Source organism: Dyadobacter sp. BE31, from assembly GCF_031457695.1.
GTDB lineage: Bacteria > Bacteroidota > Bacteroidia > Cytophagales > Spirosomataceae > Dyadobacter.
Genome location: NZ_JAVDXA010000002.1, coordinates 1,684,677 through 1,701,551, shown reverse-complemented (window position 1 = coordinate 1,701,551; position 16,875 = coordinate 1,684,677). Strand labels below are relative to the sequence as shown.

The 16,875-nt window shown below is 52.5% G+C and carries 13 protein-coding genes and 1 tRNA gene; 10 read left to right on the top strand and 4 right to left on the bottom strand.

Annotated elements, in window-relative coordinates; all coding sequences use genetic code 11:
• Nucleotides 1-320: 320 nt before the first annotated feature.
• Both J2Y43_RS15655 and J2Y43_RS15650 read right to left on the bottom strand, forming a co-directional pair.
• Nucleotides 321-671, bottom strand: a complete 351-nt coding sequence (locus J2Y43_RS15655; RefSeq protein WP_409014429.1) for a transposase — start codon at nucleotides 669-671, stop codon at nucleotides 321-323.
• 175 nt (nucleotides 672-846) lie between these two features.
• Nucleotides 847-919 (bottom strand) — tRNA-Lys (locus tag J2Y43_RS15650).
• Nucleotides 920-1,247: 328 nt separating this feature from the next.
• On the opposite strand from J2Y43_RS15650, the gene J2Y43_RS15645 reads away from it, so the two are divergent.
• The 6 genes from J2Y43_RS15645 to J2Y43_RS15620 all read left to right on the top strand — a co-directional run bounded on the left by J2Y43_RS15645 (nucleotide 1,248) and on the right by J2Y43_RS15620 (nucleotide 8,895).
• Nucleotides 1,248-1,526: a hypothetical protein gene (locus J2Y43_RS15645; protein ID WP_309984250.1), complete on the top strand. Its 279-nt coding sequence runs from the start codon at nucleotides 1,248-1,250 to the stop codon at nucleotides 1,524-1,526.
• Between the two features lie 21 nt (nucleotides 1,527-1,547).
• Nucleotides 1,548-1,727 carry a hypothetical protein gene (locus J2Y43_RS15640; RefSeq protein WP_309984248.1) on the top strand — a complete coding sequence of 60 codons (180 nt, stop codon included), beginning with the start codon at nucleotides 1,548-1,550 and terminating at the stop codon, nucleotides 1,725-1,727.
• Between the two features lie 55 nt (nucleotides 1,728-1,782).
• On the top strand, nucleotides 1,783-4,812 hold the full coding sequence (locus tag J2Y43_RS15635; protein ID WP_309984246.1) for a two-component regulator propeller domain-containing protein: 3,030 nt from the start codon (nucleotides 1,783-1,785) through the stop codon (nucleotides 4,810-4,812).
• 3 nt (nucleotides 4,813-4,815) lie between these two features.
• Nucleotides 4,816-5,622, top strand: a complete 807-nt coding sequence (locus tag J2Y43_RS15630) for a LytTR family DNA-binding domain-containing protein (protein WP_309984244.1) — start codon at nucleotides 4,816-4,818, stop codon at nucleotides 5,620-5,622.
• Between the two features lie 111 nt (nucleotides 5,623-5,733).
• On the top strand, nucleotides 5,734-8,154 hold the full coding sequence (locus J2Y43_RS15625) for a TonB-dependent receptor (RefSeq protein ID WP_309984242.1): 2,421 nt from the start codon (nucleotides 5,734-5,736) through the stop codon (nucleotides 8,152-8,154).
• Between the two features lie 156 nt (nucleotides 8,155-8,310).
• Complete coding sequence (locus J2Y43_RS15620) at nucleotides 8,311-8,895, top strand: RNA polymerase sigma factor (protein ID WP_309984240.1); 585 nt, start codon at nucleotides 8,311-8,313, stop codon at nucleotides 8,893-8,895.
• Between the two features lie 2 nt (nucleotides 8,896-8,897).
• Here the strand turns inward: J2Y43_RS15620 and J2Y43_RS15615 are convergent, their stop codons facing one another.
• On the bottom strand, nucleotides 8,898-9,800 hold the full coding sequence (locus tag J2Y43_RS15615; protein WP_309984237.1) for a LysR family transcriptional regulator: 903 nt from the start codon (nucleotides 9,798-9,800) through the stop codon (nucleotides 8,898-8,900).
• Between the two features lie 94 nt (nucleotides 9,801-9,894).
• Here J2Y43_RS15615 and J2Y43_RS15610 point away from each other — a divergent pair, with 94 nt between their 5' ends.
• The 4 genes from J2Y43_RS15610 to J2Y43_RS15595 all read left to right on the top strand — a co-directional run bounded on the left by J2Y43_RS15610 (nucleotide 9,895) and on the right by J2Y43_RS15595 (nucleotide 12,558).
• Nucleotides 9,895-10,650, top strand: a complete 756-nt coding sequence (locus J2Y43_RS15610) for an MBL fold metallo-hydrolase (protein WP_309984235.1) — start codon at nucleotides 9,895-9,897, stop codon at nucleotides 10,648-10,650.
• A 66-nt stretch (nucleotides 10,651-10,716) separates the two neighbouring features.
• On the top strand, nucleotides 10,717-11,325 hold the full coding sequence (locus tag J2Y43_RS15605) for an alpha-ketoglutarate-dependent dioxygenase AlkB (protein ID WP_309984233.1): 609 nt from the start codon (nucleotides 10,717-10,719) through the stop codon (nucleotides 11,323-11,325).
• Nucleotides 11,326-11,430: 105 nt separating this feature from the next.
• A complete protein-coding gene (locus J2Y43_RS15600; RefSeq protein WP_309984231.1) occupies nucleotides 11,431-11,874 on the top strand; it encodes a hypothetical protein in 444 nt (147 codons plus the stop codon).
• A 144-nt stretch (nucleotides 11,875-12,018) separates the two neighbouring features.
• Nucleotides 12,019-12,558 carry a hypothetical protein gene (locus J2Y43_RS15595; protein ID WP_309984229.1) on the top strand — a complete coding sequence of 180 codons (540 nt, stop codon included), beginning with the start codon at nucleotides 12,019-12,021 and terminating at the stop codon, nucleotides 12,556-12,558.
• Nucleotides 12,559-12,625: 67 nt separating this feature from the next.
• On the opposite strand, the gene J2Y43_RS15590 is transcribed toward J2Y43_RS15595, so the two are convergent.
• A complete protein-coding gene (locus J2Y43_RS15590) occupies nucleotides 12,626-16,846 on the bottom strand; it encodes a M4 family metallopeptidase (RefSeq protein WP_309984227.1) in 4,221 nt (1,406 codons plus the stop codon).
• Nucleotides 16,847-16,875 lie beyond the last annotated feature (29 nt).

Below are 16,875 nucleotides of genomic sequence, written 5' to 3'. Positions count from 1 at the left end.
CTGCGGATACGTTTGGGTATTTTTCGCAAAATTCCAATCACTGATGCTGCTTGCGTACCCTTCACCATTGCTAACAAAGAGCCTTTTCTTCCTTTGTGGCCTTATTAGTTACAATAGTATAAAGTTCGCCATTGGAAAGTGAGGTCTCATCGATGCTTAAATATGGACCGGCATTTTCTGGATACAAAAGCCATTCTGCCGCATGCTCACGTTGATCCCAATCCTTGTAATCGCTAATATGATTTTTATACTGCTCCTGAAGCTGCTTACCGTCCAGATGGAAATACTTGCCTAGCTGCGAGCAGCTAACAGGGTTATTATCAATACAGTCCTTTTAAAAAATCAGCAAACTCTTTGGTCATTCGAGTTCCCTGTTGTACTACATTCCAGTCCCTGCTGACTATCTCACCAGTATCCTTGACTTCCCACCGACGGCGCTTGATGCAGAGTGTAACGCGCTGATTACGAATCGGGAAATCCTGAATGTATATCTCGGGCAGAAAGCCTTTGGACTCTAATTTTTGATCTTTGTATTCGGCAGGAGAAAGATTCTTTTCTTCCAGGTAGATGTGAAGACCAGTGAGGCCTTCAACGATTTTGGAAAGTTCGAAATAATCGAGGATCCCCTCGGGTAACAGGAAGCGGGCTAGGGCTAAATATGACTCTTGCAATGCATTCAATATTGATTCATCGCAAAACAACTACTTTTTTATCGCCCCCCAAGTTTTCGGACTGATCCACCAAAAATTTGTTAAAAATTGAATATTTTGGCATAACCCGGAAAAGAAAAAAACCTGCTAATCTGTTGATTTGCAGGGTTTTGATGCTTTTTGTTATCTCTTTAAGTGATCCCGCTGGGATTCGAACCCAGGACCCATACATTAAAAGTGTATTGCTCTACCAGCTGAGCTACGGAATCGATCTATATGTTAGTGGCGCTTTTTCTGACTCTCTCGAAACTTTAACCTTTCATGAAAACTTAACATTCAGGCCTTTTTTCGTTTCGATCTGTCTGCCGCAGCGCCGTATCGTGGTGCAAAAGTACAATTGGGATTTTATCAAACAAATTTTGAGAGCACTATTTTTTGAGCGGAAATGCGGGAAATTTCGCAAATGGCTCAGATTTAGAAATTTAAACGTCTAAAAAAATTTAAATTTTTTTGAATTCACATCCAGGTAACATTCTGGGGTAGGGCAGATGCCCTGTGTCGGCTCACAAATGGGGTGGCCGGTCGGGGAAAATGGGGATGAAATGCTTTTCCGGATATCAGGTGCCTTCTGCCGGCTATGTGTTTACGGCGGCCGGATTTGAAGCTGCGGCCTTTCCACGGGCGATTCTGGCGACTTTTAAGACATCTCAATCAAAAATCAACAACAGGCGTATGGAAAGAGGCGGTAACCCGGCAAAAAAGGAGGGGAGAAGGTTGGTAAAAGGGGAGCTCAGGAAATTTTTTGACCGGGAGTTCGATTGGATTGCATTGCTGCTGATCGCCGCGATGATCCTGTTGAGCCTTGTATTCTTTTGAACGTCGATCACCCTTACGCTTATGAAGACATTTTTAGCTTACCTTACTTTCGCGGCGTTGCTGGCGCTCTGTTATGTCGAGAAGTTGAATGCCGAAGAGGCCAGGAGTCAGGCGCGCGGGGATAGCGGCGGGCATCAGGTGCGGGCTGGTGGGGCCGCTCGTCCGGACCGCCATGCCGCGGTGGCGCAGTTGGGGGAGTAAGAAGCCCGGCGCTTTCGCTTAAAGATATTATTTGGTCCAGCTTTCTGTAACCCGCATGCGGATTATCGTTTTTTTGATGCTCGTTTTCCTGCCTGGCGCGAATGTCTGTGCACAGATGCCCGTGCTCTCGCTCGAACATCTCACGACCAAAGAAGGGTTGCCTTCCAACGATGTCTGGTGCCTCAATAAGGACCGCCGTGGCTTTCTGTGGATCGGTACGGGGCGGAATCTCTGCCGCTATGATGGCTATTCGTTTCTACGGCTGGATAGTTTGCAGCTTGGCTATTGCTCCGGCGTGTCGACGGATTCCAGGGGGGATTTGTACACGTCGGTGGATACACGCGGCATCGCGCGGATCGATCGTAATACGATGGAGGTGAGTACGTTGGTGCAGAATAATTATGACGACGAAGATACCGGCAACGACCTGCATGAACAAGGGATGGTCGATTCGTACGACCAGATGTGGGTTTGCGACTACACTTCGGTGCAGCGGTACGACATCGCGCGAAAGAAGCTCTTCCGATACACTTTTGCGGCTTCGGGCAATGGCGGTGATGTGTATCAGTATGCCAGCTTTTTCGAGGACCGCGAACGTGTATTGTGGATCGTTTCGGAACTCGGGCTGTACTTCTACGACCGCCGCCACGACAAGCTCGTGTGCGTGCTGGGGCCGGCCGCTATTTACCCCGAAAACCGCATTAAAATCAGGCTGAGCCGTGGTTCACAGGACTCGGCGGGCAATCTGTGGATAGGCGGTTATGAATATGGGTTGGTGAAGTATTCGCCGGCGGACCACCGTTTCTCGATCCGTAAAGCCGGTTTTGAACAAAACAATGTGGTTTGCGTACGGGAGTCACTGGATGAGAATGGGGGTAAGGTGCTGTTTGTAGGGACGAATGACGGCGTGAGCGTGTACCACCCGGGGCGGAACGAGCTCTACCATCTCCCTGAATTTTACAACCAGGGCATTCGCATCAAGGACATGTATGACGACGTCGCGAATGGCATTCTGTGGATGGGCACCAGCGACGGAATATTCAAATACCGCTATCGGAACATCGGCGTGCGCACGGTGGCGATACCGGCGGACGTAGTGCGCTTGCCCGTGCAGGTGACGAGCATCCAGCCCGCGCAGGAGGGTAGCTATTGGCTGGGTTTGTCGCATTCGGGCGTGCTGCATTGGCAGCCGGCTTCGAACCGGTTCAAATTGCACCGCTATGGACAGCAAGAGGCATTTGCCGACAAGGTGAGGACGATCGGCGGAAAGGCGTTTGCATTTACCGATAAAGGAATTTTTACAGGCGACGCTAGCTCGGAGCGCTTTCAGCCCTGGCAGGCGGGAACGGGTCTGTTTCACAATACCGATTTCCGCGACGGGTTAATGGACAGCAAGGGCCGCCTTTGGATCGCCAGCCTGAACGAAGGCCTGAAAGTGCTCGACCCGGCCACGAACCGGGAACTGCATTTGTGGCCGCCGGAACAGGGCAGGAAGCTGGTCCATCAGAGTTATATCAAAGCAATGCGCGAAACGCCCGATGGCAGGATCTGGATCGCAACCTGTTCGAGGGGGTTGTTCTTTTTTGATGAGAAAAAAGGGACTTTTACCAACATCCGGGAGCTGGCTGTCAACAAGGACCGACGATTGGGCGGCGACTGCATCAATGCCATTCAGGTAGCGTCCGACGGTTCGGTACTGGTGGCTAGCTGGGGCGGCGTTTCCAGGATAGCACCCAATGGTTTGATCCAGGATTCGTTCGATTTCAGGTCCGGTACTTTAAAAGACACCTATTGCTCCAACATCGCCGAGATGCCCGACGGCAAGTTGTGGTTTAGTACCAATGAGGGTATCCATGTGGCCGACCCTCAAACGCGCTCGGTTCGTTACCTGACCACCATCGAGGGCCTCCGCAGTAATGCGCCGGTGGGTTTTTATTACCATGCCCCGGGAGAATTGCTGCTGGGATATATCAATGCATTGAACATCCTCGATGTCAGGCGGCTTAGCGGGAACGTGCATGCACCGGAGATTGTGCTGTCCACAGTGGAAGTGAAGGGAAAAAAGGTATTTCAGGACGAGGCGAAAAAAATTATCCTTCAACCGGACGAGAATTCGGTTAGTTTCAGTTTTACGCCGTTGAATTTCGAACCCGCGTCGCAGAACCGCTTCAACTACCAGCTGGAAGGCTACGATGACGAGTGGACGGACCTTGGGAATGATCATACGGTTTCATTCGCGAACCTGCCTGCGCGCTCGTATACATTACGCATACGAAGCAGCAATGCGTCTGGCATTGCAAGCAAGGAGCCGCTTGTGATCCAGCTTTCGATCCGGCCTTACTTTACGAATACGCTGTTTTTTCGTGTGCTGATCGGCCTCACCATCGCGGGGCTGATCGTTGCGATGATGCGCTGGCGGGTAAGCACATTGGCCGAGCGCAACCGCCTCGATCACCAGATTACCGAATGGCGCCTCAAAGCATTGCAGTCGCAAATGAATCCGCATTTTCTATTCAACTCCCTCAACTCGGTGCAGAATTACCTGCTTACCAACCGCGGGGTGGAGGGAGCCAAGTACCTTTCCAAATTTTCGAAGCTGGTGCGGCGCATTATGGAGAATTCCAATCATCAGTACCTGTCGTTCGAGAAGATCATCGATACGCTCAGAATGTATGTCGAGATCGAGTCATTCCGCTTCAACCACGAGTTTAGTTATTCATTTGATATTGAAGAAAATGACCTGCTGCTCGATGCGCAGCTGCCTCCGATGCTTTTGCAGCCCTACGTAGAAAATGCGATCTGGCATGGGCTGATGCCCAAGGAAGGTGAAAAGAAGCTGACGATCACAGCCAGGCTCAGCGACCGCCATATTGTGTGCACGATCGAGGATAATGGCGTGGGCCGTGACTTTGCGCCGCGCATGGAGGGACATATTTCGAGAGGACAGGAGATGACGCGGGGCATTTTCGAGGCGCTGCGGCAAAAGGACAGCGAGGCACGCATTGAAATGATAGACCTTTTCGACCACGACAAGAAACCGGCCGGAACGCTCGTAAAAATGATCATCCCGATTGAAAACGTATAGCTTATGAACCCATCTTTACGCGCCGTCATCATCGACGATGAGACCAATGCCCGGGAAGCGCTCACTAACCTGCTGCGGATCGTCTGCCCGGAGGTGGAGGTGTGCGGGGAAGCCCGCAATGCCGACATCGGGATTGAGCTGATCCGGAAAGAGCGGCCCCACCTGATTTTTCTCGACATTCAAATGCCGGGTAAAAGTGGATTTGACCTGCTTTCCACGTTCGAAAAGGTGGATTTCGGGGTGATATTCACAACGGCCTATCAGGAATACGCCATTCGCGCGTTCCGTTTCAGCGCGATCGACTATTTACTCAAACCTATTGATCCGGACGAGCTTCAAACGGCTGTCGGGAAGTTCAGGGACAGGGTAGGGAGTGTGAATCCCGAACAGCTCCGGATTTTGCAGGAGCAGCTGGACCCGGTTCGCACGCCGCGACTGATCGAACGGAAGCGAAACGACAACCAGCGCATTGCATTACCTACGGCGGAGGGCATTCATTTTGTGCAGATGACCGATATTATCCAATGCGAATCGTTGGGTTCCTACACCAAATTTCACCTCGTAAAAGGTCCTGCGATCGTCGTTTCACGGCTTTTGAAAGAGTATGAGGAGATCCTGGACAACTACTATTTCTTCCGGGTGCATCAATCCAACATCATCAACCTCGAACACATCAAGCGGTACGTCAAAGGCGATGGCGGCCAGATTTGGATGAGCGATAATACCGAGATCGAGGTGTCGCGCCGGCGCAAGGATGAATTCCTGGCACTTCTTTCAGATTTCTATGTCAATTCAGGTAAGCTGAAATAGCGGGGCGAATTGCCGTGCGGACGGATCGTACGAGCCCCGTTTTTCTTTGTTGTATTTTGTTGTTTAGATTTAGTTTAAATAATATTTTTGAGCAAAATCTAAATTTACGCTATGACAAAAAGGTTATTTCTACTCGCTCTTATTTTCTATTTAGCTGTTACAAAGGTATTTGCACAAAGCGGAACGATCAGTGGGTCAGTCCGTACTGCCGACGGCGAACCGGTGGAACTCGTAACCGTTAATGTAAAAGGTACCGCCAAAGGCGCATTGACCGACCGAAATGGCAAATACCAGATCAGGAACATTCAGCCCGGGTTACACAGGCTGGTAGCTTCATTTATTGGTTTGGAAAAACAGGAGCAGACAATCGAGGTGACGGCGGGCGGTACCGCCTCCGTGGATTTTACGCTCAAAGAAAATGCTTCGCAGTTACAGGAAGTGATGGTCTCTGCCCGCAACCTGAACCGCGAGAATGTGATCGTGGCCAAAATACCCTTGAAGAAGCTCGAAAACCCGCAGGTTTACAGCACTGTTTCTTCCGAGATCATGAAGCAGCAGGGCATTACCAGCTACGACGATGCCCTGCGCAATGTGCCGGGTATTGCGCGCACCTGGGAATCGACGGGCAGGGGAACCGACGGGGCTTCCTACTTTGCGTTGCGGGGCTTCGAAGCGCAGCCGCTGCTTTACAATGGCCTTCCCGGCATTACCAGCGGCAACCTCGATCCGTCCAATGTGGAGGAGATCCAGGTAATCAAAGGTCCTTCCAGCACGTTGTTTGGAGGCTCTTTTTATGGTTATGGCGGTATTATCAACACCATCACTAAGAAGCCCTACCACCAGTTTGGCGGAGAAATCGGCTACAATGCCGGGAGCTTCGGATTGAACCGCGTTACCGCCGACATAAACACGCCGCTCAGCAAAGCCGACAAGATCGCATTGCGCGTGAACACCGCCTACCACTCAGAAAACAGCTTCCAGGACGCAGGTTTCAAAAAGTCGTTCTTCATCGCGCCTGCGCTCGTGTATGAGGCAAACGACAGGCTTACCTTCCATTTCCTGACCGAAATCCTCCAAGAAGAGAGGGCCGTGGCGCCGGTATTTTTCCATTCCGACCGTTCGAGTCCGTTGCCATTCAAAAACCTAAGAGAGCTCAACCTCGACCCGCGCCTGTCGTTCACTTCCAACGACCTGTCGATCCGCAATCCGCGTTTCAATTTGCAGGCGCAGGCGGTTTATAAGCTTTCGGATCAATGGACTTCGCAGACGGTCTTTTCGAGAGGAACGGTGAAGTCGGCCGGTATTTACACCTACATCTGGGACGATGTTTCAGGCGACAACTGGTTCAGCCAGTACTTCCACAATGAGCAGCAAACGATGAGTACCACGGATATCCAGCAAAATTTCAACGGCGATTTCAAGATCGGCAACATGCGAAACCGGCTTTTGGTAGGCGTGGATTACTTCAAAAGAAACGTCATCGACAATGGCTCAGGCTGGGGCCGGGCGCGTAATGTAACGCCGCAGGGGGATGTCAACTACGTCGATCCGTACTCGGGCGACACGCTTGCACCCGTGTACCTCACGCGGGCTTCGGTGGATAACCTGCTGGCCGGAGCCGAAGGCGGCCCAAGCAATATCAGTAACTCATCGCTAGGTTTCTATGCCTCCAACGTGCTGAATTTCACTCCGAAACTGAGCGCGATGGTAAGCTTGCGTGCGGATCATTACGATTCAAAAGGAGACCGCAGTACTTCCGACGACGACTATAACCAATGGGCGCTGTCGCCGAAGTTCGGGATCGTCTACCAGCCGGTGATCGACAAGGTGTCGCTTTTTGCCAACTACATGAATGCATTCATTAATGTGGCTCCGCGCCGGGTTACCGATGCCGACGGTACGAATCCCCGGGTGAAATCGTTCCGTCCGGAACATGCCGATCAATGGGAATATGGTATTAAAACCAACCTGTTTTCCGACAAACTAGCTGCTACGCTTTCGGTGTACGACATCAAAGTGTCGGATCGCGTGATGCCTGATCCCGCCAATATTCTCGATTACAACCAGGGCGGCAAAGTGGGGAGCAAAGGTTTTGAGCTGGACATTGTGGCTAACCCACTCACTGGTCTGAACCTCATTGCCGGTTTCAGTCACAACAAAACCAAAGTGATCTCGGGCGATCCCGAGGACTTTTACAGCGAGCCCGGCCGTGTGATTGGCGGGCAGGGACCGCAGAATCTCGCCAATTTCTGGGCTACTTATCGCATCAGCAGCGGCACTTTGAAAAACGCAGGGTTGGGTATCGGCGGAAACTACGCCGGAGAATACAAGGTGATTGATAACAGTAAGACGGGCGTATTCATGCTGCCGAGCTACACTTTGCTGAACGCGAGCGTGTTCTATAATGCCAGTCATTTCCGCATTTCATTGAACGTCAATAATATTACTGATAAGCAATATTATATCGGTTACTGGTCGGTGAACCCGCAAAAGCCGAGGAACTCGACATTGAGCGTGGCTTATAAATTTTAATTAAATGAATGAAGTATCAGGGCCGGAAGCAGCATTTTTGCTTCCGGCCTTTTTATTTTTAAAATTTTTGTCACTTGCTGATAAGGTTGCACGCCGGGCGGTATAAACAGACATCAAATACCAGTCTGTCAACTACCCAACTTCCTTTTACAGCTCATGAAGGCATCAACCAAAAAGAATTACCGCACGCTGACCGACCTCGTCAGGGCTTGCCAGCAGAACGACCAGCGCGCGCAGACGCTCTTCTATAACCGCTTTCGCACCGAGCTCATGCGTATCTGCGCGCGGTTCGCACGGACGCGCATGGAGGCGGAGGATATTTACCAGGAGTCATTCGTGAAGATTTTCAGGCACCTCGATGAAGTGCAGAACATCGAATCGATCGAACGCTGGATGCGGGCAGTGGTTACCCGCACGGCTATTAATTATTACCACCGCGTCACGAAGAAAGAGGCAAAAAACCATTCGATGGACTTTTCGCCCCTGGATTTTGAGTCCAACGACCATACCTGCATGATCGACCGCCTTGGGATCGGGATCGTGGACGAAATGATCGCGCAACTACCCGAGGGTTACAAACGGATCATCAGTCTGAGCCTCATCGACGGCTATTCGCACATCGAAATCGCCCAGGCGCTTTCCATTACCGACAGTACCTCGCGTTCGCAGCTTCTGCGCGGGCGCAACCTTCTCATGAAAAAATTGAGACAACAGGGCATTACCGGCTACGAAATGCCCTGACATCAGGCCATCACCGGGTTTTCAGTTCCCAGCAAAGCCGATTGTATCCTGCCCACGAGCCCGCTCAGCGCATCGCTCCGGTCTTTATGCGTGCAGACGTACCAGTGACGTGTACCGATCTCCGAACGGAAAGGAAGCGTCATAAGCCCGCCCGTGCTCAGGTATTGGCGGGCTGCCCATTCGGCCATAACGGTAATGCCCATCCCAAACCGCACCATTTCCACAATGGCCTCGGTCATCGGAATGTAGATGATTTTTTTAGGGGAAAGCTGCGACACCAGGTCCGGCGAAAGCAGGTTACTAGCGCTGCTGATCTGGAACGCCACTAGCGTTTCCGAATGAATATCCGAAAATTCGAGCGGCGTATTGCGCGATGCAAGCGGATGCTTATCGGAAAGTAACGCCACCATCCGATCCTCGAAAAGCGGCTCGAAATGCAGACTGCTGTTGCTATTCGTCCCGTTGACCAGCGCGAGTTCGAGTTTTCCGGCTTCGAGGTACTCCATCGGGCGGCGCGTTGCTTCGGCTATGATCTGAATGTCGGTGCCCGGGTATTCCTCATGAAAATCGATGAGCAGCCGTGGCAGCCAGTGGTAGCAGGTGTAGCATTCGGTGCTGATGCGGATCGTTTGCTTCTTCCCTTCGCGCATTTCTTTCAGCTCCGCTTCCAGTTCACGGATCACCGGCAGTACCTTTTGGGAGCTGCTCACCACGCGCTGGCCGGCTTCGTTCAGCACGAGCTTCTTCCCAATCCTGTTGAAGAGTTTGACGCCGCTGGCTGCTTCCAGATCACGGATCTGGTGGCTCAGCGCCGATTGCGTAAGGTTCAGCTTCTCGGCGGCTTTGGTTACCGAGCCCTCGCTGGTAATTTTTTCGATGATATAGAGGTGTTGAAGTGTTAGCATTGTATGAGTATTGTTCATTGTTTTGATAAAAATAAATCATTTTTCTCATATGTCTAAAACAAATACTTTTGTCATGTACTAAAAAGAACAGCACATGAAACTTCAAAGATTATCCTGGGCAGGCCTGAAAGTGGAATCCAATGGCCAGATATTACTCATAGATGCCGTACAGAATTACCAACGCGGCGCGGCCATCGGGCCGGAAAAACCATTTCAATTTGTAGGAAACACGGCCGCGGACGTGGTGTTGATCACGCACTTGCATTCGGACCACTACGACCCCGAGGCAATCCGCTCCGTACTGAAACCGGAAGGCCGTTTCGTCGTTTCAGAGCAGATCGCCGCCGAGGTGACCAACGACGGTTTCGCGCCGCTGGCACTCGCGCTGAATGCGCCGCAGCAAATCGGCAATTTCACAGTTACAGCCGTATTTGCGATGGATGGCGTGGGCGATAAGCAGGTTTCGTGGGTGATCGAGGCCGACGGCCAGCGTATCCTGCACGGCGGCGATACGATGTGGCATAACCAGTTCTGGCAACTGGGCAAAACCTGGCAGCATTTTGATGCCGTGTTCTTACCTGTGAACGGAGCGGTAGTGAATATTCCGCGTGTGGAGCCAAGTCCGGTGCCCATTACGCTCACACCCATCCAGGCGATTACCGTAACGCGCCTGCTGCATGCCGATGTGCTGGTGCCCATTCATTATGGCTTTCACAAAGAAGGTATGTACCACCAGTTCCCGGACATGGAGGCGGAAATAGCCCGTCAGGCGGAAGTACAAAATGTGAAAGTGCAATGGGTGGAGCAGGGAAATGCCGTAGCGAAGCCAGTGGCGGCGGAGCAGGTTTGACACTACGGCTTAGACTTTTTTGGATAGTTTGTTGTTATGTTTCGGAAACATTGATCAGCAAACTACATGAAACAATTAAGTCTTTTTAGCTCGCAGGAGGCCCTTCAATTCCCCGAGGATCTGCTCGAATATTATCCCGGCTTCATACCGGCGGCAGAATGCACCGGGCTCATGCGCCAGTGGATTGCGGAAGTACCGTGGCGGCAGCAGGTAATGCAGATGTACGGCAAGGAAGTGACCGCACCCAGGCTCATGGCCTGGTACGGCGATACCGACAAATCGTATACGTTTTCCGGCACAAAGTTTGAGCCCTACGCATGGACGGACGAGCTCGCAGGCCTCAAAGAGCAGATAGAGCGGAAGACGGGTTTTATGTTCAACAGCGTACTGCTCAACTATTACCGCGATGGCAACGATTCGGTGGCCTGGCATGGCGACAATGAGGATGAGCTCGGTCGCAATCCCGTGATCGCGTCGGTGAGTATAGGGCAGGAGCGGCGATTCGAGTTCCGGTACCGTCCCGACCATTCGAGGAAATACGGGCTGACGCTGGAAAACGGCTCGCTGCTGATTATGAAGGGCGATTTACAGCACACCTGGGAGCACCGCATTCCGAAATCGAAAACACAGAACGGCCCGCGGATTAATCTCACTTTCCGGACGATCCGTAAATGATGGCGGCGATGAATGGGTGGTTTTGGTTACAAAATTTTCCGGCTGTTCCAACGAAAAATGAAACGGGCGAATCTATGTAACCGAAACCAATTTAATTCTTAGCCCATGAAAACTACCCGCTTACTCTTTGCGCTGATGCTCCTCTGGACGGTGATGGCCTGCAAGAACGAAACCGCCGACCCAATCGACGACACAGCTAAAAGAGCCATGAAGGAAAACAACGGCCTGATCGGCAAATGGAAGCTTACCGAATACCTTGCGGACCCGGGTGATGGCAGCGGTACCTACCGCGAAGTGACGGCCGACGTAGCCCATACCATCGAGTTTAAGGAAAACGGAGAGTTTATAGAGACAAAAGGCCAGGGACAATCTTCGGTGCCTTTGTTCAACGCATATAAAGTGCTCGACGACAAGCGGGTGGAGCTGATCCCGATCGACCGGAGCCAGCCGTCGCACATCTGGTTTTATTCGGACCTCTCGGCTGCGAAGGTCACGCTGGGTTACGGCTGTATCGAGGCTTGCTCTGGCAAATATGTGGCTGTGGAGTAGTTTATTGATATTAAATTACGTCTTTTAGCGGTATTGCAATGCCCCGTCGTTTGGCGGGGCATTTTTGTTCCAACTATTCAGAGGTGCGCATGGTCATTCAACGGTGGAAAATGATTAATTTTAGGTCAATCCGCTAGTTGCAATATGAAAGCTTTATGCATTATCCCGATCCTGATTTTAAGCATGCTGGCCTCGTTGTGTGTTTCCTGCTCCGACGACGTCGTGGTAGCCAACGAGCAGGAGATTTATTTTGAAATACACTATACCAACCAGGCCTGGGGAAACCAGTTCAAAGGTTTTTTGATCGACAAGGATGGGCAGGTGCGAACCTACGACAAGCCGGCAAGCTGGAATGACGTCGAGTTGAAATCGACGATTTCGAAGCCGGAAATGGAGGCCAACATCGCTCAAACGACGATTGCTGCCACCAGGATAGCCGCCGGCGATCTGGATAAATACGTCAGCGCTTCCCGCAAGATAAAGGGCGACAGCCTCTCAAAACCGGCCAACGGCGGGGCCGACCTGGGCCTTACGCGCTTTTACGCTTACACTTATGATGCCGATAAGAAAACCTATTCCGCCTTACTGCTCCGGCAAATCGGGAATGTAATTATCCATAACCAGGACGCGAATGCGCAGGTCGTCGCCGACTGGCTGACGAAGGTGATGGATGAGGTTTATTAACAGGTATTAAAGCAAAAAAAGAGGGCTGCACGTTTCATGCAGCCCTCTTTGGTATACTTCCAGTGGATTACGGTTTGAAAACCGACAACCGGTAACTGACTTTGTCGTTGGCAATCAACACCTGGTAAATACCCGCCGGCAGCTTGCCCAGCTGGATATTCAGCCTGCCGTTTTGAACGACCGCCCGTTCCTTCACGATCACCTCCTGGCCCGAAGCATTGATCACCCTCGCATTGACCCAATTGCGTTGCAGGTTCGGCAGCTCGATGTCGAGCGCCGATTGCACCGGATTGGGATAGAAGCGGATGTTGCCTGCCGACGGCGCATCGATCGCGATCATGCGGCTGTACGCGTATTTGCCGTCAAAATCAACTTGTTTGAGGCGGTAATAGGTAATGCCCTTGTTGAAATCCACGTCGGTGAAGTCGTAACGGGTCGTCACGGAAGCATTACCGACACCCTTCACACGCCCCGACTCGGTGAAGTTTTTGCCGTTGGTACTTTCTTCAATGGCGAAATAATCGTTGTTGCTTTCCGAGCTCGTAGTCCATTGGAGCACATTGCCTTCCGATGTGTTTTTGCCTTCGAAATCCACCAGCGTCACGGGCAATGCGGCTCCCGGAGGCGCGTTCGAAAGGCCAAAACCGGAGAACCCGGTGTTGAAAGTGGCGGTGAATGCATAGTCGCTGGTTAACGCCGGGCTGTCGACCACCTCTGCGAGCGTAGTATTTGCAGCCCCGGCCGTGGCAATGGTGCCCGACGTTTTACCCATCGATTGGATGTTCGCCGGCGTGAATGTGGTCAGCTCGGAGGCATTGTAGTAGAGCGTGATCTCGTACTGGCCGGCCGGGTTGTTGTTTGTAGGCGTTACTTTGAAAGTTTTGTTGGTTACCTGATAACTGCCCAGCCAGGGAGTGCCGTTGGCGCCTGCACGGTCGATTTCCACCGTGGTACAGCCGTAATCATGCGCGCTCAGGTTCTTGATTTTGGCCATCAGATTGCCGGTTGCCGGGTCGTAGAAAACCGCGGTTTCGTTCGGCCCGAGGTATTGCCTGGCCGCATTGCCGCTGTTCACCGTCGACAGGATCTGGTTTGAATGGGCGGCGGTCAGCTTCACATCGTCGATCGCCCACCATATTTCCGAGCGGGAAATATACCGGAACCTGATTTTCATGTTGACGTTCGCATAAGCATCCGGTATGTTGATTGTCGTCAACGTGGACGTGTAGCCAAGCAGGCTCCCGAGGTTACCGGTTGCTTCATTTTGCGTTACCAGGGTTTGCCAGGCTGTCCCATCCCATACTTCCACCGTGCCCGTTTCCGCGAAATCGCCCACTTGCCGTTCCCATATTTGCCTGAAACTGAGTACCAGGTTTTTCCTCGCCGATGTATTGATGACGGGCGATTCCAGGATTTCATCCAGTATGTAAGCATTGTTAATGGCGCTATTCACAAAGAAAAACGGTGATCCGTCTTCGAAACCTGCATTGCTGTACTGGGCTATTGCCCACGTATGGTACGAATTGCCCCCATTGATCGCTTTCCAGCCCTGCTGACCATTGTTGAAGTTGGAGCTCAGCAGTTCCTCGGTGTAATTGCCGGGGGGAAGGTCGTCGTCGTTGATCGTCAGTTCGAAATTTTGCAGGGTACTAGCCGCGTAGCCATTTCCGCCATTCGCATTCAGCGCATAGGAAAGGTTGATCGTCTCCGGACCTTCCACATAGGCATCGTTCAGGATCCGTACGGTAACGTTTGTGTTCAACGAGCCCGCTTGGAGCGTGACGGACGATGGCGAAATGATGTAATCGCCGGTTGCACCTTGCTTGGCCGTGCCGGTAGGAGTATTGAATGTAACGGTTACCGGTTGAGTCGGAGCTTTGTCTATTCCGATGCTGATCATTTTGTCGACATATTTGAGACAGCCCGACGGGTCCACAGTAGTCGCTTCGCCCTCGTTCACGATGGCGCTGGCCGCTGCGAAGTGAACTGCCGGCGTCACCGCGCAGGTAAACACCCGGATATCATCCACATACCAGCCTTCCACACCGCCGCAAATATCGGTACCCACCTCGAAGCGGAACTTGATGGTATTGCCCGGGACCAGACCGATACCGGCGGCGTTTAGGTTAATCTGGCTCTGGCCCCACGAGCCGGTTACCGAGCCCTGGTCGGTTCCCGTGAATGCAAACTGGCCTGCCAGCGGATTGGAGCTGCCCGCTGCCGAAGAGGTAAGGACATTGTTATATCCATTAGCGATAAATGCGGCGGGAGGTACTTCTGTCCAGGCCCCGTTGTTGATGCTGAACTTGATATTGCCTCCATCCCAGCTGTCTTCCAGTGCAATGTAATGGTCGAATGCCATCACCAGGTCACCCGCAGTGCCGGCGGGGATCGTGATGACGGGGCTTTCGATCCGGATAATGCCCGATTGGTTGGTAGCCGTGTTACAATTGCCTCCCTGGTAGTCGATGCCAAAAGCGGCATGGCCGGCGCGTCCGCCCGGAGCAACCACCTGTTGCCACTGGCGGCTTACCCAGCCTGCGGATGAGGTCGAGAAAGAAGTCGTAAATCCGCCAAGGCCCGATTCAAAACCTTCGTAAAAAATCGCCAGGCCCGCGTTCGCACCCTCGCATAATGCAGGTGCGGGTGCGAGTGTGGCCTGGAACCCGCAATTGGTGGCCGACCGAAGCTCCACGGCCGTGATCACCTTCACCAATTGGGCAACGTCGTCCGCCGTGATAATCTGGCCCGACGCACCCGGTGCCGAGGTACCTGTCGACAAACCTTGCAGGTTAATGCCGATCAGGTCGTTGGCGGCGGCTTCCAGGATGTCTGCCTGTGCGGCGAAGTCCGTCGTGGCCGTCATGTAGATCGACTGCGCCCGCCAGAAAATGTGGGCAGCCTTGGTGAGGCCGATGCCGGTGATGGTTTGACCATTATAAGTGCCCCCGTCCACCAGCAATGCATAGGTGTGGTTAATTACGCCACTGTTAGTATGCACGCCGCCCTCATCGGAATTGGCACACCAGTATTGCGGATCGCTTACTTTGCCGGGGTCGCCTTTGCAGGTCGGGTCCCACATATCGCGGAGCGCCCCGCCGAATGCGGTGGCTTTTTCGCCTACCTGCCAGCGGGCGGAGCTGCCGCAGCTCGTACGAAGGGCATTGGATTCGCCGCTATCCATGTAGCCGTCGAGCTGATCCACGGTTTCGCCCCAGATATCGGAATAGGCCTCGTTCAACGCGCCGGGCTGCCATTGGTAAATCAGCCCGCTGGTATATTCGGTGTAGGCGTGGCCCCATTCGTGCGCCACCACGTCGTCGGTGGCGGTTCCGGTACAGTAGTTAGCGGTGGCGCCGTTCCAGTTGGCATTGGGGCAGTTGATGTTCGGGTTGTTGTTGATCGTGATCATCGCCGCGTCCCCTCCATTGAAGGATACATACCCGAATGCATTCTTCATCAGATTGTATATAAAACCCGAACTTTCCACTTCCGACTGCTGCCACTGATCGAGCGTGCCGGGAAAGGCGTCGCCCTCTTGCCACTTCAAATTGGCGACGGTGACGGAAGTTTCGTAGAGCTTTCTGGTAATATTGTGCATTCCCTTGAATTGCTCCACAAGCTGGCCGTCGTGCGCATCGATAAACAGGAACTCGCGCACATCGGCATCATTCCGCACTTCTACTTCATACACCAGGAACTTCGATCCATTGAAGCCCTGGGCGAGCCCTTTCTGGAAAATACAGAGGGTGCTTTTGTTAACTTTCACCGGCACCGACGATTTGCCCAGTTGCTGCGTGGTAACCAGCCCGGCAGCAATCGATTCGGCCTCGTGCTGCGCGAGCGTAGGCACCACGTTGACCTTGATTTCGGAAATAAAGTTGCCATTCAGGGCCGTAAGGCCTTGTGCACTGTTATAATGGAACTTCATCAGGCCGTCGTACACCGGTACGCCCTTATATGTTTGCTGCAATGTTACGTTTTGCAGACCATAGTTGTCCGTCTTTTGCTCCCGTAAACGAAACTCGTCCTCGCCGTCGCGGATGGCGAAAAGGGTTTTGTATTGGGAAATAAAATTCATCGACTTCTGTTGAGCATCGCCGCCGTTGATCTGTAACGCCCGTTGGGCAGGGAAACGGAGGAAGCTCAATGACCCGGTAGCGGGATCGATCGTAGGCAGCGCGCCGGTACTTGCTGTGAATGCGTCGATGGCCCCTTTTGGCGTTTGTGAAAACGACACATGAGCACACAGCAACAGCAGGGGAATGATGAGTAAACGATGTTTCATAGAACGTGAAGAATAACGAGGTGACTTGT